27 protein-coding genes and 1 tRNA gene are annotated in these 25,032 nt (G+C 59.7%); 17 read left to right on the top strand and 11 right to left on the bottom strand.

What is annotated here, in order from left to right; genetic code table 11:
- Positions 1-76: 76 nt before the first annotated feature.
- From MSG32_RS09150 to MSG32_RS09140, 3 genes are all read left to right on the top strand, one after another.
- Entirely contained in the window at positions 77-1,291 is a 1,215-nt protein-coding gene (locus tag MSG32_RS09150) for an O-succinylhomoserine sulfhydrylase (RefSeq protein ID WP_043336917.1), read from the top strand.
- A gap of 177 nt (positions 1,292-1,468) precedes the next feature.
- Complete coding sequence (locus tag MSG32_RS09145) at positions 1,469-2,011, top strand: cytochrome b (protein WP_248379225.1); 543 nt, start codon at positions 1,469-1,471, stop codon at positions 2,009-2,011.
- Positions 2,012-2,076: 65 nt separating this feature from the next.
- Positions 2,077-2,676 (top strand): YceI family protein, encoded by a 600-nt coding sequence (locus tag MSG32_RS09140; RefSeq protein ID WP_043336921.1) that lies wholly within the window; start codon positions 2,077-2,079, stop codon positions 2,674-2,676.
- A 182-nt stretch (positions 2,677-2,858) separates the two neighbouring features.
- Here the strand turns inward: MSG32_RS09140 and MSG32_RS09135 are convergent, their stop codons facing one another.
- On the bottom strand, positions 2,859-3,476 hold the full coding sequence (locus MSG32_RS09135) for a LysE family translocator (RefSeq protein WP_248379224.1): 618 nt from the start codon (positions 3,474-3,476) through the stop codon (positions 2,859-2,861).
- A gap of 195 nt (positions 3,477-3,671) precedes the next feature.
- Between MSG32_RS09135 and MSG32_RS18000 the strand changes: the two genes are divergently transcribed.
- Entirely contained in the window at positions 3,672-3,797 is a 126-nt protein-coding gene (locus MSG32_RS18000) for a hypothetical protein (protein ID WP_282460322.1), read from the top strand.
- 386 nt (positions 3,798-4,183) lie between these two features.
- Here MSG32_RS18000 and MSG32_RS09130 read toward each other — a convergent pair whose 3' ends face one another.
- Positions 4,184-5,050, bottom strand: coding sequence for a 2OG-Fe dioxygenase family protein (locus MSG32_RS09130; RefSeq protein WP_084589647.1), 867 nt, complete (start codon positions 5,048-5,050; stop codon positions 4,184-4,186).
- Between the two features lie 695 nt (positions 5,051-5,745).
- Between MSG32_RS09130 and MSG32_RS09125 the strand changes: the two genes are divergently transcribed.
- Positions 5,746-7,536 (top strand): EAL domain-containing protein, encoded by a 1,791-nt coding sequence (locus tag MSG32_RS09125; RefSeq protein WP_225347763.1) that lies wholly within the window; start codon positions 5,746-5,748, stop codon positions 7,534-7,536.
- A 401-nt stretch (positions 7,537-7,937) separates the two neighbouring features.
- Here MSG32_RS09125 and MSG32_RS09120 read toward each other — a convergent pair whose 3' ends face one another.
- Positions 7,938-8,861: a LysR family transcriptional regulator gene (locus MSG32_RS09120; RefSeq protein ID WP_054554924.1), complete on the bottom strand. Its 924-nt coding sequence runs from the start codon at positions 8,859-8,861 to the stop codon at positions 7,938-7,940.
- A gap of 234 nt (positions 8,862-9,095) precedes the next feature.
- Between MSG32_RS09120 and trpB the strand changes: the two genes are divergently transcribed.
- Together trpB and trpA are read left to right on the top strand one after the other, a co-directional pair.
- Positions 9,096-10,337 (top strand): tryptophan synthase subunit beta, encoded by a 1,242-nt coding sequence (gene trpB, locus MSG32_RS09115; RefSeq protein ID WP_248379223.1) that lies wholly within the window; start codon positions 9,096-9,098, stop codon positions 10,335-10,337.
- Positions 10,338-10,463: 126 nt separating this feature from the next.
- Positions 10,464-11,303 carry a tryptophan synthase subunit alpha gene (trpA, locus tag MSG32_RS09110; protein ID WP_248379222.1) on the top strand — a complete coding sequence of 280 codons (840 nt, stop codon included), beginning with the start codon at positions 10,464-10,466 and terminating at the stop codon, positions 11,301-11,303.
- A 173-nt stretch (positions 11,304-11,476) separates the two neighbouring features.
- Here the strand turns inward: trpA and MSG32_RS09105 are convergent, their stop codons facing one another.
- Entirely contained in the window at positions 11,477-12,430 is a 954-nt protein-coding gene (locus MSG32_RS09105; RefSeq protein WP_248379221.1) for an alpha/beta fold hydrolase, read from the bottom strand.
- Positions 12,431-12,822: 392 nt separating this feature from the next.
- Between MSG32_RS09105 and MSG32_RS09100 the strand changes: the two genes are divergently transcribed.
- From MSG32_RS09100 to MSG32_RS09090, 3 genes are all read left to right on the top strand, one after another.
- A complete protein-coding gene (locus MSG32_RS09100; protein ID WP_248379220.1) occupies positions 12,823-15,174 on the top strand; it encodes an EAL domain-containing protein in 2,352 nt (783 codons plus the stop codon).
- 189 nt (positions 15,175-15,363) lie between these two features.
- Positions 15,364-15,440: transfer RNA gene (locus MSG32_RS09095), tRNA-Arg, on the top strand.
- 161 nt (positions 15,441-15,601) lie between these two features.
- Positions 15,602-16,846 carry a tyrosine-type recombinase/integrase gene (locus MSG32_RS09090; protein WP_248379219.1) on the top strand — a complete coding sequence of 415 codons (1,245 nt, stop codon included), beginning with the start codon at positions 15,602-15,604 and terminating at the stop codon, positions 16,844-16,846.
- Here MSG32_RS09090 and MSG32_RS09085 read toward each other — a convergent pair.
- The 3 genes from MSG32_RS09085 to MSG32_RS09075 all read right to left on the bottom strand — a co-directional run bounded on the left by MSG32_RS09085 (position 16,815) and on the right by MSG32_RS09075 (position 17,620).
- Complete coding sequence (locus tag MSG32_RS09085) at positions 16,815-17,048, bottom strand: AlpA family phage regulatory protein (RefSeq protein ID WP_248379218.1); 234 nt, start codon at positions 17,046-17,048, stop codon at positions 16,815-16,817. The two genes, MSG32_RS09090 and MSG32_RS09085, sit on opposite strands and share 32 nt — an antisense overlap.
- A 13-nt stretch (positions 17,049-17,061) precedes the next feature.
- Positions 17,062-17,211: a hypothetical protein gene (locus MSG32_RS09080; RefSeq protein WP_248379217.1), complete on the bottom strand. Its 150-nt coding sequence runs from the start codon at positions 17,209-17,211 to the stop codon at positions 17,062-17,064.
- A gap of 184 nt (positions 17,212-17,395) precedes the next feature.
- The gene (locus tag MSG32_RS09075; protein WP_248379216.1) at positions 17,396-17,620 is read right to left on the bottom strand and encodes a hypothetical protein; all 225 of its coding nucleotides are present in this window, start codon (positions 17,618-17,620) and stop codon (positions 17,396-17,398) included.
- A gap of 269 nt (positions 17,621-17,889) precedes the next feature.
- Between MSG32_RS09075 and MSG32_RS09070 the strand changes: the two genes are divergently transcribed.
- On the top strand, positions 17,890-18,804 hold the full coding sequence (locus tag MSG32_RS09070) for a DUF4238 domain-containing protein (protein WP_248379215.1): 915 nt from the start codon (positions 17,890-17,892) through the stop codon (positions 18,802-18,804).
- Positions 18,805-18,874: 70 nt separating this feature from the next.
- On the opposite strand, the gene MSG32_RS09065 is transcribed toward MSG32_RS09070, so the two are convergent.
- The 4 genes from MSG32_RS09065 to MSG32_RS09050 all read right to left on the bottom strand — a co-directional run bounded on the left by MSG32_RS09065 (position 18,875) and on the right by MSG32_RS09050 (position 21,519).
- On the bottom strand, positions 18,875-19,162 hold the full coding sequence (locus tag MSG32_RS09065; RefSeq protein ID WP_248379214.1) for a hypothetical protein: 288 nt from the start codon (positions 19,160-19,162) through the stop codon (positions 18,875-18,877).
- 565 nt (positions 19,163-19,727) lie between these two features.
- The gene (locus tag MSG32_RS09060) at positions 19,728-20,003 is read right to left on the bottom strand and encodes a hypothetical protein (RefSeq protein WP_248379213.1); all 276 of its coding nucleotides are present in this window, start codon (positions 20,001-20,003) and stop codon (positions 19,728-19,730) included.
- 179 nt (positions 20,004-20,182) lie between these two features.
- The gene (locus tag MSG32_RS09055) at positions 20,183-20,653 is read right to left on the bottom strand and encodes a hypothetical protein (RefSeq protein ID WP_248379212.1); all 471 of its coding nucleotides are present in this window, start codon (positions 20,651-20,653) and stop codon (positions 20,183-20,185) included.
- A 170-nt stretch (positions 20,654-20,823) separates the two neighbouring features.
- Positions 20,824-21,519, bottom strand: coding sequence for a helix-turn-helix transcriptional regulator (locus tag MSG32_RS09050; protein ID WP_084208165.1), 696 nt, complete (start codon positions 21,517-21,519; stop codon positions 20,824-20,826).
- 460 nt (positions 21,520-21,979) lie between these two features.
- On the opposite strand from MSG32_RS09050, the gene MSG32_RS09045 reads away from it, so the two are divergent.
- From MSG32_RS09045 to MSG32_RS09020, 6 genes are all read left to right on the top strand, one after another.
- Positions 21,980-22,444, top strand: coding sequence for a phage regulatory CII family protein (locus tag MSG32_RS09045; protein WP_248379211.1), 465 nt, complete (start codon positions 21,980-21,982; stop codon positions 22,442-22,444).
- 77 nt (positions 22,445-22,521) lie between these two features.
- Positions 22,522-22,842, top strand: coding sequence for a hypothetical protein (locus tag MSG32_RS09040; protein ID WP_248379210.1), 321 nt, complete (start codon positions 22,522-22,524; stop codon positions 22,840-22,842).
- Positions 22,839-23,099 (top strand): hypothetical protein, encoded by a 261-nt coding sequence (locus MSG32_RS09035; RefSeq protein WP_248379209.1) that lies wholly within the window; start codon positions 22,839-22,841, stop codon positions 23,097-23,099. Before MSG32_RS09040 ends, MSG32_RS09035 begins: the two co-directional genes overlap by 4 nt.
- Complete coding sequence (locus tag MSG32_RS09030) at positions 23,096-23,989, top strand: DnaT-like ssDNA-binding domain-containing protein (protein ID WP_248379208.1); 894 nt, start codon at positions 23,096-23,098, stop codon at positions 23,987-23,989. The genes MSG32_RS09035 and MSG32_RS09030 overlap by 4 nt, the downstream gene beginning before the upstream one ends.
- Positions 23,973-24,674: a replication protein P gene (locus MSG32_RS09025; RefSeq protein ID WP_248379207.1), complete on the top strand. Its 702-nt coding sequence runs from the start codon at positions 23,973-23,975 to the stop codon at positions 24,672-24,674. Before MSG32_RS09030 ends, MSG32_RS09025 begins: the two co-directional genes overlap by 17 nt.
- Positions 24,667-25,029 (top strand): hypothetical protein, encoded by a 363-nt coding sequence (locus MSG32_RS09020; RefSeq protein WP_248379206.1) that lies wholly within the window; start codon positions 24,667-24,669, stop codon positions 25,027-25,029. The genes MSG32_RS09025 and MSG32_RS09020 overlap by 8 nt, the downstream gene beginning before the upstream one ends.
- Positions 25,030-25,032: the final 3 nt, after the last annotated feature.

Raw genomic sequence — 25,032 nt, 5'->3', positions numbered from 1 at the left:
ACATGTCACAGCGGCGCGTGACGCTGGATCGTGATTCACAGGACAGTAGATTCCATCAGTAGAGGTACTGGACACCATGCACGACGACAATCTTTCCCGCGCCGGTCTTTCCCGCGATGAGCTGGGCCTCGAGACGCTCGCCATCCGTGCCGGTCACCTGCGCGGTGCCGAGCAGGAACACGGCGAGCCCATCTACACCACCTCAAGCTTCGTCTATGGCAGCGCCGCTGAGGCCGCAGCCAAGTTCGGGGGCGATGAAGCCGGCAACATCTACTCGCGCTTCACCAATCCGACGGTGCGCTTCTTCGAGGAGCGCCTGGCGGCGATGGAAGGCGGTGAGCGTTGCGTGGCGACCAGTTCCGGCATGGCCGCGATCATGTCCACCGTGCTGGCGTTGCTGGAATCCGGCGATGAAATCGTCGCGTCGCGTTCCATCTTCGGCTCGAGTGTCAGCCTGTTCACCAAGTACTTCGGCAAGCTGGGCATCACCACGCGCTTCGTCGAACTGAAGGATCTGGACGCCTGGCGCGACGCGATCACGCCGGCCACCAAGCTGCTGTTCGCCGAGACGCCGTCCAATCCGCTGTCCGAGCTCGGCGATATCAAGGCATTGGCGGCGCTGGCCCATGAGAACGACGCCTGGCTCGCCATCGACAACTGCTTCTGTACGCCGGCTCTGCAGCGCCCGCTGACGCTGGGTGCCGATATCGTCATCCACTCCGCCACCAAGTATCTCGATGGCCAGGGCCGGACGCTGGGTGGTGCCGTGGTGGGAAGCTCCTCGTTGATGGAGGAGGTCTATGGTGTGGTGCGTACCTGTGGGCCGTGCCTGAGCCCCTTCAACGCCTGGGTCTTCCTCAAGGGCCTGGAGACGCTGAACATTCGCATGGAAGCCCACTGTGCACGCGCGCTGACGCTGGCGCATTGGCTGGAGGCGCATCCGGCCATCGAGCGGGTGCATTACTCCGGACTTGAGAGCCATCCGCAGCATGAACTGGCCAAGGCCCAGCAGAAGGCCTTCGGTGCGGTGCTCGGGGTGGTGGTCAAGGGTGGTCGCGAGGCGGCCTGGTCGGTAGTCGATGCGACGCGCATCCTGTCGATCACCGGCAACCTGGGCGACGTGAAGACCACCATCACGCACCCGGCCACCACGACTCACGGTCGCTTAAGCGATGACCAGAAAGCGGCCGCCGGCATCGAAGAGGGCCTGCTGCGTATTGCCGTCGGTCTGGAAGATCTCGACGATATCAAGCGTGATCTGGCGCGCGGGCTTGATCGCCTCGCGAGCTGAGCCCCGTAACGCCTGCCTTTGCACACCAACGCCCGGTTCTGCCGGGCGTTGGTGTCTCTGGACAATTTCGCTGGTGTTACCCGCAAGGGTTGGCGTCCGTTCGGGCACTGGTTAAGCTCTTGCTCAAAGAACCTGCCAGCTCGATGGTCAGGTGGAGACTGTCATCAGGAGCACCTCATGTGGCGAAATTCTCGACGGGGCTGGGGCTGGCCTGTCATCGTGATGCATTGGCTGTCGGCGCTGGCCGTCGTCGGGCTCTTCGCGCTGGGCTGGTGGATGACGTCGCTTGGCTATTACGATGCCTGGTACCAGCTCGGTCCGTGGTGGCATCGCTCGGTCGGGGTGATATTGCTGGTGCTGACGCTGGTGCGGCTCGCCTGGCGCTGGAGCCAGCCGACCCCGCAGGCGCACGGCACGCGCAATGAACAGCGCGCGGCGCTGGTCGGGCATGTGCTGCTCTACGTGCTGATGCTGGTGGTGATGATCTCGGGTTACCTCATTTCCACCGCTGACGGGCGTGGCATCAAGGTATTCGATCTCTTCGAAGTGCCGGCAGTGATCTCGGGGCTGAAGGATCAGGCATCGCTGGCAGGTGAGGTGCATTGGTATGCTGCCTGTGTGCTGATCATCCTGTCGCTGGGACATGCGGCGGCGGCATTCAAGCATCACCTGCTGGATGGGCAGGACACGTTGCGGCGCATGATTCGGCCGCTGCGCTGACGAAAAGGAAGGCGTTGGGTACGCTCGAACGCCAGATGTGACGAAACCTCTCAAGGAGCACCAACATGAACAAGACATCCTTCCTCGGCAAGTCACTGGTGGCAGGTCTCATGGCGGCGTCGTTGCCGCTGATGGCGGGGCAGGCACAGGCCTCCGATTACACGATCGATACCGATGGCCAGCACGCCTTCATCCAGTTCAAGATCAGCCATCTGGGCTATTCCTACGTGCTGGGGCAGTTCAAGGAGTTCAGTGGTGATTTCTCCTATGACCAGGGCAAGCCGGAAGATGCAAAGGTGTCGGTAGAAGTCGATGTCGATAGCCTGGACAGCGCCCACGCCGAACGCGACAAGCACATCAAGTCGGCCGACTTCCTGGATGTCTCCCAATATCCGACGGCAACCTTCACCTCGACCGGTTTCGAGTCCACCGGCGATGGTTCCGGCAAGCTGAAGGGCGACCTGACGCTGCACGGCCAGACGCAGCCCGTGACCCTGGATGTGGATCATATCGGCGGCGGTGAAGACCCGTGGGGCGGCTACCGTCAGGGCTTTGAAGGCACTACCACGCTGAAGCTCGCCGACTACGGCATCGACACCTCCAAGCTTGGCCCGAATGCCGCCACCGTCGACCTGTATCTGGTCATCGAAGGCATCCGCCAGTAATGACGACAAGCGCAGGGCACTGGTGCTGACGTCAGCGCCGACAACGTGCACTGACGCCGTGGGCTGAGCGCAAGCGCTCTGCAATCCCACCCCATGCCTCTCGACACAAACGCCCCTGCCAATCGGCAGGGGCGTTTGTGTTTGTGCAAGGCGCTCGCGTCACATGGAGCGTCGTTCAGGCGTCAGCCGCGCAATGCCAGATAGCCGCCTGCCCCGATCATCAGGCCGCCGGCGCTGCGATTGAGGCGTTTGACCGCCTTCGCCGAACGCAGATAGCGGCGGACACGCCCGGCGAGATAGCCCACCGGCACCACGCCCAGCAGCAGTGCGCTCAGGTTGAGTCCGGCGGCGATCACGATATCGCTGCCAGACAGCCGGGTGATATCCATGAAGGTGGGCAGGAAGGCGATGTAGAACAGGATGACCTTGGGGTTGGATGCCGAGATGAGAAAGCCCTGCAGAAACCCTTTCCACCAGTTGCCGCGTAGCCTGGGCACCTCAGCTTCCTCCAGCGTCGGTGAGTTCGTCCATAACTTGTAGCCGAGATAGAGCAGGTAGGCGGCGCCCAGGATACGGATGACCACGAAGACTTCGCCCCAATGCGTGGCCAGTGCCGACAGGCCGAACACCGCCGCCAGCATGTAGCAGACATCACTGAGACTCATGCCCACGGCCATCGGCACGCAGGCATTGCCTCCCTGGCTCATGCCGCGCGCCAGCAGTGCCAGGATGCCAGGCCCGGGGGTGATGCCAAACAGGAAGATGGCAATGAAGAAGGTCAGCCCGCTTTCAAAGGTCATGAGAGGTCCCTGATGCATAGAGGGGAGGGCAGCGCCGCCAAAGCGACGATGCAATCAAGCGCGTCTCGACGACAGGCGAGAGTGCCAAGCGCAAGACCCCAGAGTAATGCAAAGCGCGGCGGTGCGGGAGAGCAGAACAAGAGGAGGGGGTGAAGGAGGAAAAAGCGAGAACAAGGAAAGGCTGAAGAGATCAGAATGAAGAAGAGAGAAGAGAGAAGAGAGAGGAGAGAGGAGAGAGGAGAGAGGAGAGAGGAGAGAGGAGAGAGGAGAGAGGAGAGAGGAGAGAAGAAGGAAGAATCGTGTAACAGGGCAGATGCATGATTCAAGGCAAGCGCGAACGAAGCGGGCGCTCTGTGGCATATAAAAGCGCCAGCCGGTGGCCCGGCTGGCGCTGGGTGCTGCACATGCACGTTTTCGTCGGCGCGCATCTTGTGACAGTGCGTCACCTGATGGCAGGTTCTCCTTCTTCTTTCCTGCATCTGACGCCATGAGGCTCGGGCGCTCAGGTACTCAGGCACTTGGGTACTTAGATACTCAGGTGCTCAGGTGTTCAGGCGCTTGGGCGCTCAGGGATTCAGGCGCTCAGAACAGGGTTTCACGTATCGGGGGGCATCGGCATCGTGGCTTCTGCGCGGCGGGGCTTCAGATGAGACGACGCCGCAAGTTGCGATGCGTCTCGCTGCGATGGCTCGCGAGCAATCCGTTGCTCACTCGCAGTCGTTGAGGACGGCGTCCGGGAAATGACGACGCAGCATGCGGTTCTGGAACTCGTCGATGAACGAGCAGTTGATGATGATGATGAAGCGCTCGAAGTGCTCGCCGGCGTTCTCCTGGGTGATGGAGCTGACACTGTGGAACAGCTGGTCATCGTGGATGTGCAGGACCTCGCCCGGTGCCAGCTCCGTGGTGGTCAGCAGCTCCTTGCCTGCCTTGTCCTGATAGAGGGTGTTGATGGCACCGCTGACATTCTCGCGGTTGAGCACCAGGATGCTCAGGTACTTGCAGCCATCGGCGTGGATGCCCTGACCCTGGAGAGGATCGATGGTGCCATCACCGCGCACGCCGGTGATCTGCATCAGGATCGGTTCACGCGGGCCGATACCCCACATGTCGGCCCAGGCCTTCACGAAGGCGCGCACATCCTCGCGCTCGGTGAAGCTCTCTTCCAGCGGTGCGTAATAGCGCAGACGGTCAGCCATGCTGGCGGCGTCATTGAACTTGCCGCCCTGGGCCATCGGACATTCGCCCAGCGTCTCGACTTCATGCTGGTCGTTCAGGTGCAGCCAGGACATGCGCTTCCAGCGGGTGTTGACGTAGGGGTCACGCGGCAGGTCCTTCAGGAAGCCCTGCCAGGCCTCGAGGTCGATCTGGGAGGTGATGGAAGCCTTGCTCCAATGCTGGCGTGCCAGCTCCTCGTGGACTGCCTCCGGCCAGTACTGCGAGGCAAGCGGCAGGCGCAAGGGGGTGGTGTCCGTCTTGGGAGTCGGGTAGTGCTCCACCAGGCCGCCCTGTTCCAGGGTGATCTTGCGGGAAGAGTCGGCCAGTTGACGTACGCCACGATTTGCGATGTTCATATGAAATTCCTCGACGTTTTGTGCGCTTGGGCGCAAATGGAAGGTGTTGCATTGGCAACGTCGAGGAGAATGGGAAGGTGCGCACGAGATAGTCAAACCCGTACCATGGCGGTAACACGCTAATCTCGCGCAAGTATCATCAATATGGGTACATGGCCAATATCGAGGTATGAGTAATCTAATCGACTGGTATTATGTAAGTCATTAGCGCTATTCTTCGCCCTTTGCAGACGAGCAGCGCAACGCATGTTCAGGCCGTCTGGCACTGCATGAAGCGTTGAGGATAGTTATCGAGAGGTGCTGCAAGACGCTGGGTTTACGCGCAGCAGACCCTTAGACTTTTCTCATGACGACAAGAACTCGTTCTGCGTGTGAGAGAACTCGTTCGAAGTGACATTCCGTCACGAGTTGATCTGCCCCGCCGAAGTCCGGCGAACAGGCGAAGGACGGCAGCGGAGGTATCCTTCAACATGGCTAAAGGGTTCCGCCAGGCCAGCAGGGCCGCCGGAATATTGTGCTCTCGTCCCGTCATCATTGCCGTGGTACTGACGTTGATGGTGGTGGTGATGTGGGGCCAGAGCATGCTGGGTCGATGGCCAACCGCGTTACTGATGGTGATTCTTGGCGCAACTGCGGGCATCATGCTATCTCGCAAGCGTCAGGTGTCACATCATCAGCATACGCAGGAGGCGGTCATGCAGACGAGTATGGTTGGCCTCTCGACCAGCAAGGGACTTCCCGTCAGTGATCAGCGCTTTCGAGAGCTGTTGGAAAGTCTGCCGCGCGTCGCCGTTCAGGGCTATGACAGCCAGCGCCGCGTCATCTACTGGAACGAGGCCAGCGAGCGGCTATACGGCTATAGCGAGCAGGAAGCTCGTGGACGTTGCCTGGAAACTCTGGTGATCCCGGAGACGATGGCAGATGTCGTGGTGGACGCACACCATGCCTGGGTCTCTCAGGGTATCGAGATTCCCTCCAGTGAACTTGAGCTCAAGCACAAGTCAGGCGCCCCCGTGCCTGTCTTTTCCCACCATGTGATGTTGGGAGAGCGCACTGACAACCCGCTGATGTTCTGTATCGACATCGATCTGGCGGGTGAGCGCAAGGTCCAGCGTGATCTGGATTACATGACGCGATTCGACCCCCTGACGGAGCTGCCCAATCGCCAGACCTTCGAGAGCGAACTCGGTGAGGCGCTCAGTGAATGTCAGCGTCATGACGACACCCTGATGGTGCTGTTTCTCGATATCGATCATTTCACCGAGATCAATGACACCCTCGGTTACGAGATGGGTGACCGCGTCATCCGTAGCGTGGCCAAGCGTCTGCAGGGCTTCCAGCGCAATCAGGATCTGCTCTCGCGCTTTGGTGGCGATGAATTCGTGCTGGCGATGCCACGACTGGATTACGAGAGTGATGCCCTGTCGGTGGTCGAGCGCATTCGTCAGGACTTCCAGCGACCCTTCGAGATCGAAGGGCGCCAGTTGCTGCTGCGCCTGAGTATCGGCATCAGCCTGTATCCCGAGAATGGGAGCGAGGCGGCCGAGCTGGTGCGCAATGCCGATGTCGCCAAGCATCGTGCCAAACTGGCCGGGCGCGATGGCTATCAGTTCTTCAATCAGGAAGTCCGCAACGAGATGCTGCATCAGCACCATCTGGCCGGACGTCTGCAGGCGCTGTTGAATCAGGATGGCGGTGGGGAATTGTCGCTGCATTATCAGCCGCAGGTGGCGGCGCGCAGTGAGCGCATCGAATCCTTCGAGGCGCTGCTGCGCTGGCATTCTCCCGAGGGCTATATTCCGCCCTCCGATTTCGTGAAGGTCGCCGAGCGCACCAACCTGATCGAGCGTCTGGGAGACTGGGTCATCCGCCAGGCGTGTCGTCAGCAGGCCGAATGGCGCGCCATGGGGCTGAAGGGCTACCGGATCGACATCAACATCTCCGGGCGCCAGGCCATCAGTTCGGATGTCTTCACCCGCCTTGAGGCCTATGTCGAGGAATACGGGCTGACACCGCGGGACATCGGTATCGAGCTGACCGAGAACGTGTTGATCGATGCCGATATCAAGGTGCGAGACAGCCTGCGGGCGCTCTACGATCGTGGCTACAAGATCGCCATCGATGACTTCGGCACCGGCTATTCCTCGATGAGCTATCTCAAGTTGTTGCCCGTGACGGCGCTCAAGATAGATCGCTCCTTCGTGATCGAGTGTGCCCAGGAACCCAAGGATCGCGCCATCATGGAGGCCACGGTCTTCCTTGGGCATCGCCTCGGGCTGGAGGTGGTCGCGGAAGGGGTGGAGAACGAACAGCAGCTGGAGTTGCTGCGCGAGATGCGTTGTGACCTGATCCAGGGCTATTACTTCTACAAGCCGATGGCGGCCACGGATATTCAGCGCCTGTTACTCGGTGGCAACAATCCGCCGAATCGCGCCTCGGGGGCCCTCGCCTCGGACAAGGGCGCTGCAGCCCCTGGCTGTCACTGATGCCGGTCGGCCATGCGAGCGAATGATGGTGCTCCTCCAGCAAAGGTCTGTTGCTGTTTGGGCCCTTTTTTGTTCGCGGACTAAAAGATATGATGCTGACAGTTGAAACGCGTCAGGCCGTCACCCTTCATCTCGAGTCCTCCATCTCGGATAAGGATTGACCACCTGACGTGAAGTCTTCGAGTCGAGCCAGCCATGGCTCCTCGATCATTTCTGCCGAGGGTGGCTGCGTCGTTCAATGCGCAGGGTTGTTCGCCCATCCTCGCTTCCAGCCTGCGTTGCAGGTTGCGATGGTTCCTTGAGCGGATTCACGATCTTTCCGGCGCTATCCTCTGGATACATGTCCGGGCAAGCCAGTCCTTGTGACTGGCTTTTTTTATGCCTGTCACAAAGTGTGGCGGCTAGTGGGGCGGAGCCGTCGCCAGTTCCCGGGCGAGCCATTCGCCCAGCGCCTCGGCATGTGGATGGCGAGCACGAGCGCGGCCGACCTGCGGCAATGTCAGCGTCAGGCATGCCTCGGTCTCGACGAACCCCCAGGGGGCCACGAGACGCTTGCTGCGCAGGTCTTCCTCCACCAGATAGTCCGGCGCGATGCCGACGCCCAGTCCGACCAGTGTCGCCTCGAGCAGGTAGTTGAGGTGCTCGAAACCTTGCGCGTAATCAAGCCCCTCACTGGATAGCCCCTGGCGTGAGCACCAATCCGGCCAGGCTTGCGGGCGCGATCGGGTATGCAGCAGGGGCAGGCCCAGCAGAACCTCGGGGGAAGGGGGGCTGGATGCCTCGCTCAGCCACTCGCTGTCGGGCCGCAGGACGGGCCCGATGCGCTCGGTGCCCAGCACGCGCGTCTCCTGATGCTCGGCGTCATCAAAGGGCGGCGTCTGGAAGCGCAGGACACCGTCCACGCCATTGCGCAGCCCTTCGTTGTCATCACTGGCGGTCAGGTGCAGCTCGAGTTCCGGCAGGGCGTCCTTGAGTGCGCCCAGCCGGGGGATGAACCAGCGTGCCAGAAACGACCCCGGGCAGCTCAGCACGAAGGGCGCCCGCGCATCACTGCGTGCCAGTGCCCCGCACACGCGTGCCAGACCGCCAAGGTGATGACGGGTCGCGGTCGCCAGCTCACGACCGGCCTGTGTCAGTGTCAGGCCACGTCCGGCGCGATCGAACAGGCGTGTGCCGAGTGCGTCTTCCAGCTGGCGGATCTGACGGCTGACGGCCCCGTGAGTCACATGCAGCTCCTCTGCGGCGCGCGAGGCGCTCTCATGGCGAGCCGCTACATCGAAGGTGCGCAGGGCATTGAGGGGAGGCAGTAGCTCGGTGCGCTCCATGGTGTGTCTCCTGAGCAAGTGCTGGGCGAGTGCTGGACGTGTCATTGGCATGGAAAGGGTGGCTGCGCGGCAATGACCGCCTCGACCATGTGTGAGATTTTCTCACATATCTTGGCGAATTTATCGTTTTTCTTCCAGTGCCTGCAGCGCTAGGATGAACACCATATCGCTGGCCCCGCAGATGCCTTGCGCAGTATGTGAGACCAGCCACTGACACGATTCGAGGAGTTCAGCATGAGCCAGACGACTGCTACCCCCAGCCTGCGCCAAGGGCCTGATGCAAAGGGTTTCTTCGGTGATTTCGGCGGCCGCTTCGTTGCCGAGACGCTGATGCCATTGATCCTGCACCTGCAGCGCGAGTATGAAGCCGCCAAGCAGGACCCGGCATTCGCCGAGGAGCTGGCTGGTCTGTCCGCGGACTATGTCGGCCGCCAGAGCCCGCTGTATTTCGCCGAGCGTCTGACCGAGCAGCTGGGCGGCGCCAAGATCTATCTCAAGCGTGAAGACCTGATGCATACCGGGGCTCACAAGATCAACAATGCGCTGGGCCAGGTACTGCTCGCTCGCCGCATGGGCAAGCAGCGCATCATCGCCGAGACCGGCGCCGGCATGCACGGTGTGGCGACTGCCACCGTGGCGGCGCGTTTCGGGCTGGACTGCGTGATCTACATGGGCTCCACCGATATCCATCGTCAGCAGCCCAATGTGCAGCGCATGCAGCTGCTGGGCGCCAAGGTCGTGCCTGTCACCGCCGGTGATGGCACGTTGAAGGACGCCATGAACGAGGCGCTGCGTGATTGGGTCACCAACGTCGATGACACCTTCTACATCATCGGTACCGTGGCCGGGCCGCACCCGTACCCGCAGCTGGTGCGTGACTTCCAGTCCATCATCGGTCAGGAAACCCGCGTGCAGCTGCAGGAGAAGGAAGGGCGTCTGCCGGATTCGCTGGTCGCCTGCATCGGCGGCGGTTCCAATGCCATGGGACTGTTCCACCCGTTCCTCGATGAGGAAAGCGTCGAGATCATCGGTGTCGAAGCCGCTGGTGAGGGCCTTGAGACTCCGCGTCATGCCGCCAGCCTCAAGGGCGGCCTGCCGGGCGTACTGCATGGCAACCGCACCTTCCTGCTGCAGGATGAAGAGGGTCAGATCGGCGATGCGCACTCCATCTCCGCCGGGCTCGACTATCCGGGTATCGGTCCGGAACACGCATGGTTGCATGACATCAAGCGTGCCGAATATGTCGCCGCGACTGACCAGGAAGCGCTGGACGCCTTCAAGATGCTGTGCCGTCTGGAAGGCATCATTCCGGCGCTGGAGTCCTCCCACGCACTGGCGGAAGTCATCAAGCGTGCGCCGGGCCTGCCGAAGGGCCACCTGATGGTGGTCAACCTGAGCGGCCGTGGTGACAAGGACATGGCCACCGTGACTCATCACCTGGCCGATGAACTGGGCCTGAACCCTGACGGCGAGTAATCCCGGGTCTGTCACGTGTTGCCCAGCGTCAGAGTCGTCAGTCGCTGATCGAATCTGAGCGCCCCATGCCTTCTTCACCTGCAGGTGTCATCGATGTCTGCAGGCCAGTAAATTCGGAGTCTATTGATGAGCACTTCCGCTATCGACACTACTGCCAGCAGTCGTCTTGACCGTCGCTTCGCTGCCGTGCGCGCCGAGAATCGCGCCGCGCTGGTGACCTACATCACTGCGGGCGACCCCGGCTACGATGCCAGCCTCGCGACCTTCCTCGGCATGGCGGACGCCGGCGCCGATGTCATCGAGCTGGGCATGCCGTTCACGGACCCGATGGCCGATGGTCTGGCCATTCAGCATGCTACCCAGCGTGCCCTGAAGGCCGGCCAGACCATGGACCGCACCCTGGCGATGGTCAGCGAGTTCCGCAAGCGCGATCAGGACACTCCCATCGTGCTGATGGGCTACTACAACCCGATCTATCGTCGTGGCGTGAACCGTTTTCTCGAGCAGGCGAGCGAGGCCGGCGTCGACGGCCTGATCGTCGTCGATCTGCCGCCGGAGCACGATGACGAGCTGTGCATCCCGGCCAGCGAAGCGGGCATCAGCTTCATTCGCCTCGCTACGCCGACCACTGACAGCGAGCGCCTGCCGGGTGTGCTGGCCAACACCTCGGGCTTCCTCTACTACGTCTCCAGCAATGGCGTGACCGGCGGCGCGGCACCGACTGCCGAGAAGGTCGAGGCCGAGGTCGGTCGCATTCGTGAACATACCGATATTCCGGTCGCGGTCGGCTTCGGTATCCGTACCGCTGAACAGGCGGCACGGATCGGGCGTTTCTCCGACGGTGTGGTGGTCGGCTCTGCCTTGATCGACTTGCAGGCCAATGCCGAGACGCCGGAGCAGGGCACTCAGGCAGTGCATGCCCTGACCCGTGAACTGGCAGACGCCCTGAAGACCGCGCGTCAGTGATCGCTGGTTAGCGGTCAGCATGCCCCTCGCAGGGGCGGTAGTTAGATAGATAGTTAGATAGATAGACAGCAACGCCTCGAACCCTGTTCGGGGCGTTGCTGTTTGTGGGGCGCGCTATCGGCACGACGCGGCGTGTCACGTCCATCGCCTCGTTCTTGCTCTCGCTCTTGCTTTCATTCTTGTGAAGCGCGCGCTGGCAGGATCTCGGCCAACCAGTGTGCTATCCGCCCACGTACCTGCTCACTGTCGTGCCATTGCAGCAGCAGGTGGGGTGCCTCGGGCAGGTAATGAATCTCGAGCGTATCGCGTGAGGCGCTCGGCCAGTCGCTGACCAGTTGCTCAATGGCCACCCTGGGCACGGTCTCATCGCGATCACCGTGCAACAGCAGAGTGGGCGGCAGTCGTGTATCAGCAGAAAGTGCTGCGATGTCATCGCTGGCGTGATCCGTGAAGCGGATCAGACCGTAATAGGCATCAAGGCGCACGGAATGCACGACGCGGGAATCCTCGGCCAACCGCCCGGCGGCTGCGGGCTGAAGTTCTCCTTCGGGGTACCTGCGTGGCACCTCCACGCTGGTTGCGGGGATCAGGTGCGCTGCCGTCCAGAGCCCTGCGTTGTACAGATAGCGCCAGCGGATACCGCCGCGTACGCCCGGGGCGGCGAGCAGGCTGCCATCGATCGACAGCGCCGGATGTTGGGCGAGGGCATTGAGTATCACCGAGCCGCCCATGCTTTCTCCCGCCACGATCAAGGGGAGGTTCGGGTGGCGCTGGCGCAGTACCGTGATGGCGTCCACCAGATCCTCGACCAGCAACGGGGACTTCGGCCATCGCCCTTGCTGGTTGGACTCCCCGAAACCGCGTTGATCATAGGCGTAGGTCACGATGCCTTGTCCGGCCAGCCACGGGCCCAGATCGGCATATGCCAGCCGGAAGTCGCCGTAGCTGTGCAGGCCAAGCAGCATGGCGCGTTGAGGGGTTGCCTGCGCAGGTTGCCAGGACTCCCATGCCAGCGACGTGGCGTCGCGGGTCACGAGATGGCGTGAGGCGGAGGATTCATCAAGGTAAGGGGCCTGGTGGATGTCATTGGCCGCAAGGTAGTGCGGCCCGCATCCCGAGAGCAGCATGCAGAGTGTGACTGACACAAGGGGCAGCAGAGCGTTCAAGGAGTGGCTCTCCGTGGCGAATGGCGTGATGTATGTACTACGCCCGACGCTACCGAGTGGATCATGCTGTCAGGGCATCTGAAATGTGAGTGCTATCAGTGTTGTGGGAGTGAACGCGCTCGATTCAAAGGCCTGAGCGGCGCTCGAGAGTCGAATGATGATCGACGCCAGTGCCGATCGAATGACGCTGGACTCATATTCAACGCATCGCAGTGGGTTAATATTACTGTTACATAGGCCGCATACTGGTGCCGAGGATCAGGCACGCTGGTGCTGGTAAATCGCCGAGTCCTGCACAAGGCTCGGCATGTCATCCAGCCAGGATCGCAGAGGAGTCTGCTGAGGATACGCCAGTGAGTGACACCACATCGTTTGGCACCATGCCGAGCACTTCCCGGCCTGCCAATGGCCAGGAAGCCGAAGGCTTGCTGAATCAGCTGCTGGATCACACCAGCAACGGCGTCTGTTGCTACGACCTCGAAGGGCGCATTCGCTGGGTCAACCCCGCCTTTGAGCAGCTTCTCGGCTATCGAGAGCAGCAGGTGGTCGGCAAGGTGTCCAGTGAATTCCTGATGGGGCCGGCATCCGATCTGCTGGTCATCACCCGATTGCGTGAACAGCGCCGCCGCGGTGAACCCAGCGATGAGGAGCTGGTGCATTACGACAGCAATGGCCAACCACTGCGATTGCGGCTGCGCTGCATTCCGCTCAAGGATTCCAGGGGGCGGGTGGAAGGGTATCTGGGGTTGCAGACGGATATTACCCAGATGCACCGAGCCTTGATGTTGAGCCACTCCCAGCTTGAGCTGCTGGAAGCTGTGGCGGCAGGCCAGTCTCTGGACAAGACATTGCGAGACCTGTGCCTGACCATCGAAGGCGCCGCGGTTCAGGTGCGCTCCTCGTTGTTGCTGCTGGATGATGTGGGCCGCACCATCGTGGCAGGTCAGGGGCCCAGTCTGCCGGCAAGCTTCATGCTGTTCACCCGCGGCTTGAAGATCGGGGAAGGCGTGGGCACCTGTGGGACGGCGATGTGGCGGCGCAAGCCGGTCATGACGCCTTCCATCGCGCAGGAACCTGCCTGGGAGGGCTTCCGTGAGCATCCGCATGCGTTGGGGCTGGATGCCTGCCTCTCGATGCCGATTCTCGATGGCGACGATCACCCTCTGGGCAGCTTTGCCTTCTATGCCGAGACAGGCGAGGTCTTCGATGCGACTCACCATGGCTTGCTCGAAGTGGCGGTCAAGGTGGCCAGACTGGCGATTGAACGCTATCGACGTGACCAGCAACTGACGCATCAGGCCTTGCACGACTCGTTGACCGGCTTGCCCAATCGGCGCCTCGTGCGTCGTCATCTCTGTGAGCTGGCGGAGCAGGCCCAGCCCGGCGAGATGGGCGCGCTGATGTTCCTGGATCTCGATCACTTCAAGCGTCTCAACGATATCCTCGGACACGATGCCGGTGACCTGGCACTCAAGCAGGTCGCCTCGCGTCTGGCAGAGATGCTGTGCCCGCAGGACTTCCTCGCGCGCCACGGGGGAGACGAGTTCATCGTGCTGCTGTCACCGAGAGCCGGTGGGCCGCGCGAAGCGGCTAGCCGAGCGCGCCAGGTGGCGGAGCAGATGCTGGAGCGACTGCAGGAGCCGCTGGAGCTTGAAGGGCGAACGCATCAGTTGACCGGCTCGTTGGGCATCACGCTCTATCCGCGTCACGAGGAAGGCTATGGCGCCTGCTCTCAGCAAGTGTTGCCGGCTGGCAAGGCGGAGCACACCGAGATCGATAGAGAAGAGGGCGATGCCTGGAGTCACCTCCTGCATCAAGCGGATATCGCGCTCTATGAGAGCAAGGGGGCCGGGCGTGCACGGCTGTGTTTCTTCGCGCCCGAGATGCGCCAGCGCATCATCGATGCCGCCCGGATGGAACACGCGCTGCGTGAGGCCGTGTCTCGCCAGCAGCTGAGTGTCCACCTCCAGCCGCAATTTTCCCTGCCCGAAAGTGGTGAGCCGCAATTGTGTGGTGCCGAGGCGTTGCTGCGTTGGCATGACCCGCAGCTGGGGATGGTCTCGCCAGCGACCTTCATCCCCATCGCGGAGGAGTCCGGACTGATTCTCGAGCTGGGGCATTGGGTGCTGGAGCAGGTCTGTCGCGAGCTTGCCGCCATGACCGCTCGAGGCTATGCGCTACCGATGGCGGTCAATGTCAGTCAGGTGCAGTTCCGTAGCAGCGAGTTCGTGCCGCAGGTCACCAGGCTGTTGGCGCAACATGACTTCGCGCCTGAGCTCTTGCGTATGGAAATCACCGAGAGCCTGGCGACAGATGACGAAGCGGCAATGCTCGAGAAGATTGACCAGCTGGCAGCCTTGGGCCTGAGCTTCTCGATTGATGATTTCGGCATCGGCTACTCGAATCTGTCGCGTTTGCGTCGTATGCCGCTCAAGGAGCTGAAGATAGATCGCAGCTTCATCAATGACCTGTCTCATGAGGAATCGCCAGACACGCATACCACGGGCAATGAGATCGTGCGTGCCATGCTGATGATGGCGAGCGCCCTGTCACTCGATGTCGTGGCGGAAGGCGTGGAAGAGACGGAGCAACTCGAAGTCTTGCGGCGCATGGGTTGCTCGCGAGTCCAGGGCTACCTGCTGGGGCGCCCGCGCCCGATGGCAGAGGTGATTGGCGACGCGGAGGCCCGATTGTCGAAAGGGTAGGGGAGGCATGTTCATGAGGCTGTCTCAGCCAGCCAGGGAGCATGACACCGAAATCAGGCGTGGAGCATGCTCTCAGATTATTGCTCCAGTGCCTCAAGCATGTGGCTGATGACGGGGGCGTGATGCTGACGGCGCAGCAATTGTCGGGTTTATCTCGCCACTTCAATGGCTTATACTTCCGCACGCTACGCCCCCTTAGCTCAGCTGGATAGAGCGGCCCCCTCCTAAGGGGCAGGTCGCAGGTTCGACTCCTGCAGGGGGCGCCAAGCCCCTCTTTTTCCCTGCTTTACCCTCCTCTTATATTCTCGTAACTCCTTGTTTTACCTTTATTGCGTCCGTAATACTGTATATTTATACATGTATCCACTCTAGAGGCCCGTGTATGGTGTGGTGTATGGTGAGGTTCCACCATACATGGGCACCATACATGAAGCGTGATGCTATCAAGCGGCGACCGCTTGCAGACACCGTGTTGTCTACCCTCGAGCCAGAAGCGCGTGAGTATCGCGAGGCCTATGGCCTGGACCGTCTCTACTTCGTCGTGTCGCCATCTGGCCGCAAGCGCTGGGAGGTTCGCTACAAACACCCGATCACGCAAAAGTGGTCGTTCATGGGAGTAGGGGGTTACCCGGACACCAAGGCCAAGAAAGCGCGAGCTCAAGCTATCCAGATTGCCGAATTGGTAGCCGACGGCATTGATCCCCGAGAGCACCTTAGAGGGGGCGGTGGTGTCCGGACCTTTGGGGTTGTCGCGGAGCAGTGGTACGAGCACAAGCAGATGCAGGGGAGGTCAGCCAAGACGCTGACCAAGATGAGGCATTGGCTCGATAATGATGCGTTGCCTGCATTGGGAGATATGGCAGTTGCTGATGTGTCCCGAGCTGACTGCGTGCGCGTTCAGAAAGGTATTGAGGCCCGCAAGGCTTTCAATATCGCCGAGAAGTCCCGGGCTTTTCTGCGCCGGATCTTCGACTTCGCCATTGCTCACGGCTACTGCGAGAATAATCCAGCTTCCAATCTGCTGGATGTAGCAGCGCCGGCACCAGCTTCCAAACCTCGCCCTCATCTTCTGGAAGAAGATCTACCAGACTTTTTGCGTGCACTGCGTATGACGACCAGCCGCCGGTCTACTCGCTTGGCTGCTTGGATGGTTGTGTGGACGGCATCGCGGCCAGGCATGGTGCGATGGATGGAGTGGGGCGAGATCAAAGGCAAGTCGTGGCATATCCCCGCGGAGAAAATGAAGATGCGCCGCGATCATGTCGTGCCATTGTGCCGTCAAGCACTGCAAGCGCTTGAAGAGATGCGTCCTCTTTCTGGACGATCGAGGTATGTATTCACTGGGGAGGGGGCAAAGCTACCTGTCCTATCGGACGCTGCGATCAATCGCTGCTTCTCGAATGCAGGGTATAAGGAGAGGATGACGGGGCATGGAGCCCGCCACACGGCCAAGACGCTGCTGAGTGAGCATGGGTGGCCGTTACAGTGGACGGAGATGCAGCTTGCGCACAAGCCGATCGGGTTGGAGGGCGTGTACAACCAGGCGTCGTACCTTGAGCAGAGGCGGAAGATGATGCAGTGGTATGCCGACTACCTTGAAGCATTGGAAGTCGGCATGACCAAGGCTAAGCGGGACAAGTTCAAGCGTCGTCAGCGGGACGTAACTGCATAGCCCATTGGCTCATCCATGCTTCTATCTCATGTTCGTACCAATAGTTGGTCGATGCCCGGCCAATGCCATCTTTGATGGGGCGCGGGAAGTCGGGGTCTTTTACCAGCAGCTTCTCGAGTGATGAGCGGCTGCGGCCTATCTTCTCGCAGACTTCACGGGTGCGGAGGAAGCGCAGCGGTTGATGAGTGGCTGTGTCCGTCATGGTCATCTCCTATCTAGTCACCTTGATAACGGCCCGAGCTGTAGCCCAAGGCCTGCTCTTCTTGCGTGGCGGCATGATTGGCCATCGCGTCTTGCACACCGGGCACCTGCATCATCAATGTGTATTTGCGGCGCCAGTGATCTCGTCGTTGGCTGATCATCACGATCAGGTCTTCCAGTGGCAGTGCTTCACCGTCCTCTGCGGCGTACCCGGTGCCGTGACAGTGGGCACAAGGTGAGCGATGGAAGACGCCATGGAATGTGCCGCTGCCACCACACTGAGGGCATGGGCTATGCGCTGGCGGCTCCCACGTTGCTTGTGATACCTGACGCATAGACTCCTCACACTCAAGCTGCTTTCTGCAGCGCCTCTTCCCATTGTCCCCGGGTGATGACGATGCGGCGCTCATGGGCGCCGATCCATGTGTAGTGCCATTCGTTATTGGTCGGGCCCTTGATCCAACCCTCGAGATCTCCATGAGCGTTCTCGGTCGGCAGATTGCATTCGGCCTCAGGGCGTGGCCACGGATGGGGGAGGTGGAGCAGGCTTTCCATCAGTTGATCGCGGGTCATATCAGTCATCCTTGGTGAGCAGTGTGTCGAGTTAGCCACCGGCTAGCAGGCAAAAGAAAGCGGCCAGGCAAGTGGTGGCGATGAGTGGTAGTTGAATCATGGTGATGTTTGTACCTGCGATACGTAGTTTTTGTTTAGTGGTTAACAAGAACCTAGAGAGAAGAATAGGAAGCACAGCTTAGTTTGCCGTTCGTTAGAAAAACTTTGGAGAATCAATTAATATCTGGTCAACTGCATACTGTTTGGTTCTCATGACTAAAGGTGTTCTTATGAAAGATAGACAGCATCATGTGTGGAGATTTTATCTAGAAGCTTGGTCGGAGAATAAGCAACTGTGGTTTTCGCAAGATAGAGGAGATCCTCGTAGAACTAATAATAAGAATGTTGCAGTGAAACGTCATTTTTATAAATTGAAGCCGATCACGGCTAAGGATTTAGTGCAGCTAGAAGGCCTTATCAAATCTCATTCATGCGAGATTGTGCGAAATTATAATTTAGCATGGCTTAACACCTTTGAGGCAGTTTTAGCATTTATTGAGTCGATAAAGAGTAAGTCAGATGATCCTGATCTCCATGAAATATGTGATCAAATGCTTGTGGAAACTGAAGAGGATATGCACTCTAGACTTGAAGATGAGAATATCCCTCGTATAGAGGCATTACGCAATAAGAATACTGACTTTACATGTTCCCAGGATGAGTACTTTAGATTTTTGTTTTTTGTATCTCTTCAGTATCTAAGAACTAAAAACATGCAAGATAAATTTAAAGGGCGAGCATCGCACGACTCGTCAAGGGGGATGGTGGAGAGTCCAGAAGCCGTATGGAGCCGATCTAGGTTTCCTATGGCTACCTCTGTAGCTGCTAGCATGTTTTTTGATGATCACGGATATAATATTAAGTTCTTGGTTAATAAGTCTAGCCAAGAATTTATTACTTGTGATCAGCCTGTCATTAATTTGAAGAATGACCCAGGTAGTGATTTGCCTCCAGAGGAATTGATTATTTATTACCCGCTCTCACCTTACCTTGCTATATTGATCACGAATGATTTTATGATTAAGATGGGGGATAATGATGTTGTTGAAGATAGTGAGGTCGATTCGTTTAATAAGTTAATGGTTTCACACTCGGGAAGTCAGCTATTTGCTAGCCAAAAAGAATCATTGCTTAAGTATAAGTAGCTAATATTGTCACCTGTGGGTAAGAAGTATAAAGCCGCCAGGCAAGTGGCGGCAATAAGTAGTGGATGAATCATGGTGATTTCTGTGTCAGTGAGGCGTAGTCGCCCAGCCGCTTGGCGGTCGCCAACAAGCCGGCAGGCCTTCGCCTTATCGTTTTGACAGCCTCTGCCAAGCTTTGGGGCTTCGTCGGCTTGCGGGATTTGGTGACTGGCTCAAGCAGTAGTATCGGATCATGACGACCCAAGCGCGTCATGCGGGACAAGAGTGTCCCTTCCCCGATACCGAGCCGCTCAGCGTGTTCCGCCATCGTCGCGGTGATGCCATCGACGGTGACCCGAGATCGAAGAAAGAGCGTCATGCTGACCTCCTCGAGTAGTTGAGCGCACAGGTCAGCCCCCAAGAGAGACTGGCGTGTGAGCACAAAAAGGCCCACCGGTTGGGGTGGGCAAGGTGCGCCGAGAGACACGATGAAAAAGGGGAGTACCAAAAGGCCCCGTCATGGACGTGACGGGGAAGCACAGGCACTGCAGGGAAAGAGCATCGGGAAGCCGTCGCGCTGTGTGATGGCTTGCCAATGCACTCTCTAGTGGGCTCTGCCATTGGCAAAGCCCCGTACCATTCCCAGTATTTCGACAGCCCTGGGCGGCGTACTCCCAGCGGCCTCTCACGTCTCTAACGCTACGGGCGGGCTGGGCATGCCTGATTGTTAAAGAGCAGCCGCATTTCCCGGCGGTTCGGGCTCAGCAGGCGATACCGGTAGCACCGATGCCCTCTGATAAGCGCTGTCTCTCCAGCTGTCACACCACTCGCCCAGGTGTCGGGGGTAAGGCCGCCAGTGAAGGGTTGGCACCGGCGCCTTACCTGCGGGTGGTTATGCTCGCAATCCCACTGGCACCACCTGCTGGCCTTGGGGCGAGGTCCGATCAGCGACTGGCAAGCTGCTGACCATGCGTAATCTGAGGGGAGCAGAGGCTGGTGGCATTGCCATGGAAGTCCGGCCAGCCGCGGCGCTGGGATTCGACGAAACCGGCCTTGGCATCTTCTTGCCACATGGCAGTCATTTCGCAGTATTCGGCTTCGCTGGCGGACAGCTGGTGGGTGCCATCGTTCTGCTGAGTGAGGCTGGCGAGCGTGACCAGACCGCCGACAATGACGGCGAGGGTGATGGCTGAGCGATGCTTGCGGGCTGTGTCGGTCATGGGCTACTCCAATCCACTCAGTGACGATGGCGGTGTGCCGTGTCGATGTGAAACAGTTTACAAGTTTTGCTTGTTTCTACAAGTGTAGCTTCTGATTATTTTCCTTCTGCTTGTAGCGTGCTGGTTTTAGGCAATAAAAAACCCGCCACGATGGGCGGGTCAGATGGCCTGCGAGAGGCTTAGCGGTCTGCGTTCTCGATGCGACGTTTGTACGCCTCGGCGGCCTGGGTGTCCGTGCCACCGTGTTCCGCGTAATCGAAGCTACCGGCAGGCATAGGGGCTGGCTCCCGCGTTTGTGGCTGTGGAGGGGGTAGGGTGGTAGATTTCTTCCCATCTGTTAGCTTGCTAGCTGTTAGCGCGCTATTGCGGCCGCAGTGATGACAGATGCTGGCCTGTTTGGGGATCAGTGAGAGGCAGTGCGGGCATTCCTTGTCAGTGGCCTTGGCGCTGCGTAGTCGGCGGCGTTTGAGCTTCACCGGGTCTGCCGGCATGGCGATGACATACAAAAACCCCAGCATCGGGGTGCCGATGAGGCCGACCGCAGCTGCTGCAGGCACATGCACCCCCTTGTAATACGCGGCGTGAATTACTGCAAACCAAGGCAGGAAGTACAGCTGAACGATCAGCAGTACGATGATGGTTGTGCCCATGAGTTCGCCTCCTTGCGAGTCATGTGTAGTGATGAGGTCTGATAAGGCTAGCACTGCTTGGCTCGAAGGGGAGGGTGACACCAGTGTCAGGGGGAGAGCGACACCAGCGTCGTACCTAGAACCTACCTATTAGAACCACTCTCTCTGGTTATCGTGCGCGCGTGGATTTCTCAGGCAAAGGTTTCCCACCAGAAGACCCGGCCGATGATCTTCGGGGCATCCGGATCACCCAAATTGTAGATCTCTTCCGGATACTCGATGTGGTTATCGCTAACCACCCGCATGCGGCCCAGCGGCAGTCGGTAGAGGCGCTTCACGCGCAACATGCCGCCGTGATCCAGCGCGTAAATCTTTCCATCGATGATATGGCGGCAGCTCTTGTCGATGCCGATGGGGGAGCCGTCAAAGATAGATGGCTCCATGGAATCCCCAGAGACGGTAGCGCAGGCGGCATGCTTGGGATCCACCCCCGCACGAGCCAGGCGCGGCAGGCTAAAGCGCATGTAGGCCCCGTGATTCTCGATCACCTGTGTGCGGCCATCGCCTGCCGCCATCTCGACTTCCCGAAAATAGGGGACTTCCACTTCATCCTCAGCAAGCGGAGCATCGCCATCCACGATTTCTGTTTCATGGAAGACCAGCTCATTGCCTTGCGCTTCTTGCATTTCGCCTTGCCCCAGCAGCAGCCATTGAGGCCTTACGCCCAGCTTGCTGGCTAGCGCCTCAATCCGTTTGTGCCTGGGCATCGTCTTTCCCGATTCCCATTGCTGAACGGTTTGAGCTGAGACGCCAAGCGTCTCGCCGAGCTGAGTTTGATTCAGGCCTCGGCGCTCTCTCGCCTTTTTGAGTCGATCCTTAAATTCCATCTGACTACCTGCTTGAGGGCATGCGGTTGGCTCATGGAGCCCCGCCGCAAGCCTACAAGGCGAGCTTGTGGGTGGTAAAACAAGAATTGCTTGTAAGTCGGCAGCCATGTGATTATCCTCGTCTACAAGAAATTCTTGGAGGCAGCCGAATGAAATCAAGCAAGGCCCTTGAGAAAGCGATCAAGGTCGTAGGCAGCCAAAGCGCCTTGGCACGGTCTTGCAATGTTTCTCAACAGGCCGTTCACCAATGGATTGCTGCTGGGAGGGTTCCAGTTCATCAGGTGAGGAGCGTTGTATCGGCAACTCACGGTGCTGTGAGTGCGAACGATCTAAGGCCAGATATTTTCCTGCCTGCAAACACCGCCTGACATCCACAGCATAGCCGGCCGCCCATATCGGCTTAAACGGAACGAACACGGAGAGATTCACCATGGACAGTCATACAGCCCCCGAACGTGACATGGATACCTATCTGGATGCGGTGCATGACGTGGTTTTCGAGTGCTGCCCAAAGGTGCTGGCAAGCGATATCGGCATGTCGGTGAAGTCACTTTACCGCCGGGTGGCTGAGGACGACCCCATGCCGATGCGTCTGATCGATGTGGTGGGGATCTTCTGGAACGTGGACCGCGAGCACCAGATGCGTTTGATAGCCCCGTTCCTCGATCACTTGGGGATGGTGGCGGTGCCGCGTTATGGGCAAGGCGAGGTGAGTCGTGGAGACGTGTTCGCATCTGTACTGAATGCACAGCAGGGCCAGGGCGCGATGGCGGCGCTGATTCAGGCGGCGATTGTGGATGGCGAGATAGATGACAAAGAGGCTGCACAGCTTGAAGCGCAGCATAAGGCCATCGAGCAGCAGATGAGCACCCTGATGGGGCAGTTACAGGCGATGCGCAAGCCGCTGAAAGTGGTGGGCAAGTAACCGAGCGCCAGATGCAAAGAAGCCCCGACCGGGACCAACCAAGACGGGGCATCTCAACTACGCCAAGGAAGTATGGCATGACGATCAAGACGAGTGAAGCCAAGGGCTTGTTGCTGAGCTATCGCGGTTGGAGCTGCGAGGAGCTCAAGCAGGAAACCTATCGACTGGCGGTGGTCATCGAGAAACGCGAGCGGGTGGGTGGCGTAATCGATTTGCGCATGAGCATGCAACACCACCTGGCTGTGGTGGCTCTGCTGGAGTGTGGCAAGGGGCAGGGCGAGACGGCCAAGAAAGATGCTCGCCGCACCCTGTCGATCGACCACCACATGAGCGAGGCAGGACGTTATGAGCGCTTGTCGCTGGGGATGGCGGCCAAGGGTGATGAGGTAATGACATGAGCATAACGGCAAGCATGAGCACGGCACGTATTGAAGCCGAGATGGCTCGCGCGAGTCGTCATATTGCTCAGCGAGAAGATGTCCGCCATGAGCAGCCGGTGCGGGCCCGTGAGTACCACGAAGCTTATGCCACCTGGCACAAGTGCAATGCCATTCTCGCTGCCCGCCGCAGTGACAAGGGCGATGAGCTGGGCGGCATGAAGTGGCACCGGGCGCATGCGGCACGTCACGTGAAGTTGGCAGGAGGTGGGGCATGAGTCTTCAAGCGATGGCATGGGCGCGCGAGGCGATGCCCACGCTGCCGGGAGAGATCAAGGCGGGGCCACGATTATTGCTGATGCTGATGGCTGATTACGCGAATGAGCAGGGTGTGTGCTGGCCGTCCATCCGTCGCCTGGCAGATGAGATGGCCTGTTCGATGCGCACGGTACAGCGCTCGATTGAGGCGTTGGTCGAGCAGGGATTGATGGAAGTGGTGCCACGTCAGACGAAGACCGGCCGTCAAACCTCGAATTTCTACCGTCTCTCCATGGGCGTGACTCAGCAGCAGCAAGCTGCCGATGAGCCGTCACCAGAAGAGCTTGAGGCACTGATGGCAGGTAGTGATGAAGAGGATGCATCTGCCAAGCCTGCTGCTGACCCTGATGAGCACCTTATCTTTGCCAATGCCGCTCACCAGGCTGACAGCGGCCAGCCGCAAGTGACTGCCGGCGCCCGCCAGATGCCGATGACGTTGGACTGGCAGCCAGATGCGACCCACTGGCAGACAGAGACGCTTCGCCGCGGTGATCCATCGCTGACATGGGATCAGGGCGAGCTGGCGGACTTCACCGCGCACTTTGCGGATCAACCGGGGCGGACGTACTCGCATCATGCCTGGTGCGCCAAGTTCGTGCGCTGGGTGAGTGATAACCGCAAGCGAGAGGCGGCCCGTCAGGCCCGCATGAGCCAGAGCACCAACACCTCATCCAACAACAACCATGCTCGCAACACTGGAGGCACCCATGGAAGCCGTCGCTCAACTGGTCCAATCCGTAACTCGAAACTCTCAGCCGCTGAAGGGCGTGCACTCATTGAGCAGCGCCGCCGCGAGCAAGCCGAAGGCCAGCCGCCGTCCGGCGACGTCATCGATGGCGAGTGGATGTGATGACCTGCCACGGGTGAGCCAGAAGGCGGTGGATGCGCTGTTCGATCGCTTGGCCCAACTGCATGGCGCCCATTGGCACCGCCGCTGCCGTGAGATGGGTTGGGGCACTGAAGAGAATGGACAGTGGGTGAGTTGTGATGCGGAAGGTGAGTGGCTGGCGGCCCTGAGCCACCTGAGCGCCCAGCACTTGCGCTGTGGCTTGCAGGCCGAGAAGGCCCGCACGGCCAAGTCGCTCAAGCAGCGCGGCAACGCCTTCCCGCCGGATAGCGCCATGCAGTTCGCCGAGCTATGTCAGATGACACCCGAGGGGCTTGGATTGCCGGACTTCGACACCGCTTGGCAGGCACTGCAGGACCACGCCTTCACCGGCAAGCCGTATTCGCATGAGGCTATCGCTGCGGCTGGTGAGTACATGGATCTCCACGGTATGGCCTCGGCCACCTACCAGCGCATGGACAAGCACGAACGAGCCTTTCGTGTGTACTACCAGCAGGTGGTAGAGCGCTTTGCCCGCGGCGAAGACCTCAAGCCGCAAGCGGCGATTGGTCATGATGGCCAACTGTCACCGGCGGAACGTGCCGTCATGGCGGGGGAAGACAAAGCACGCCAAGCAGCGGGAGATCTGGCAGGCATCACACCGACTCAAGCACTGAAGATTATGCGGGGAGGGTTAGCGCATGGGTAATCATGAGCATCAATCATTCACAACCACTGCCGGTGCCAATGTTGGCAGAACCCCACGGCCACGGCCACGACGTGCGACGCTGGACAATCCCGCAAGTCAGCTGGGCCGTACCTATCTGGCGCTCAGCGAATCGCGCTCATGGCTGATGCTGCATGAGCTGGCCGCCGAGATCCTTGCCCGCTTCGATCGGCTGGATAGTGAAGCTGCCATCAGTGCGCGCTTGCGAGATCTGCGTCGCCATCATGGGGTAAGAGTGGAGAGTCGCCGCCGCGGGGGGAGTGCGGCCCATGAGTATCGCTTGCTGCGTCTGACGCGGGGCAAATCTCAGCCCGACATGCTGGAAGCTCTGCAGTGAGCT

The organism is Cobetia sp. 1CM21F, assembly GCF_023161745.1.
In the GTDB taxonomy this organism is placed as follows: domain Bacteria; phylum Pseudomonadota; class Gammaproteobacteria; order Pseudomonadales; family Halomonadaceae; genus Cobetia; species Cobetia amphilecti.
The sequence above is the reverse complement of the archived record's forward strand: the minus strand, read 5'-3'. Positions and strand labels throughout refer to the sequence as shown.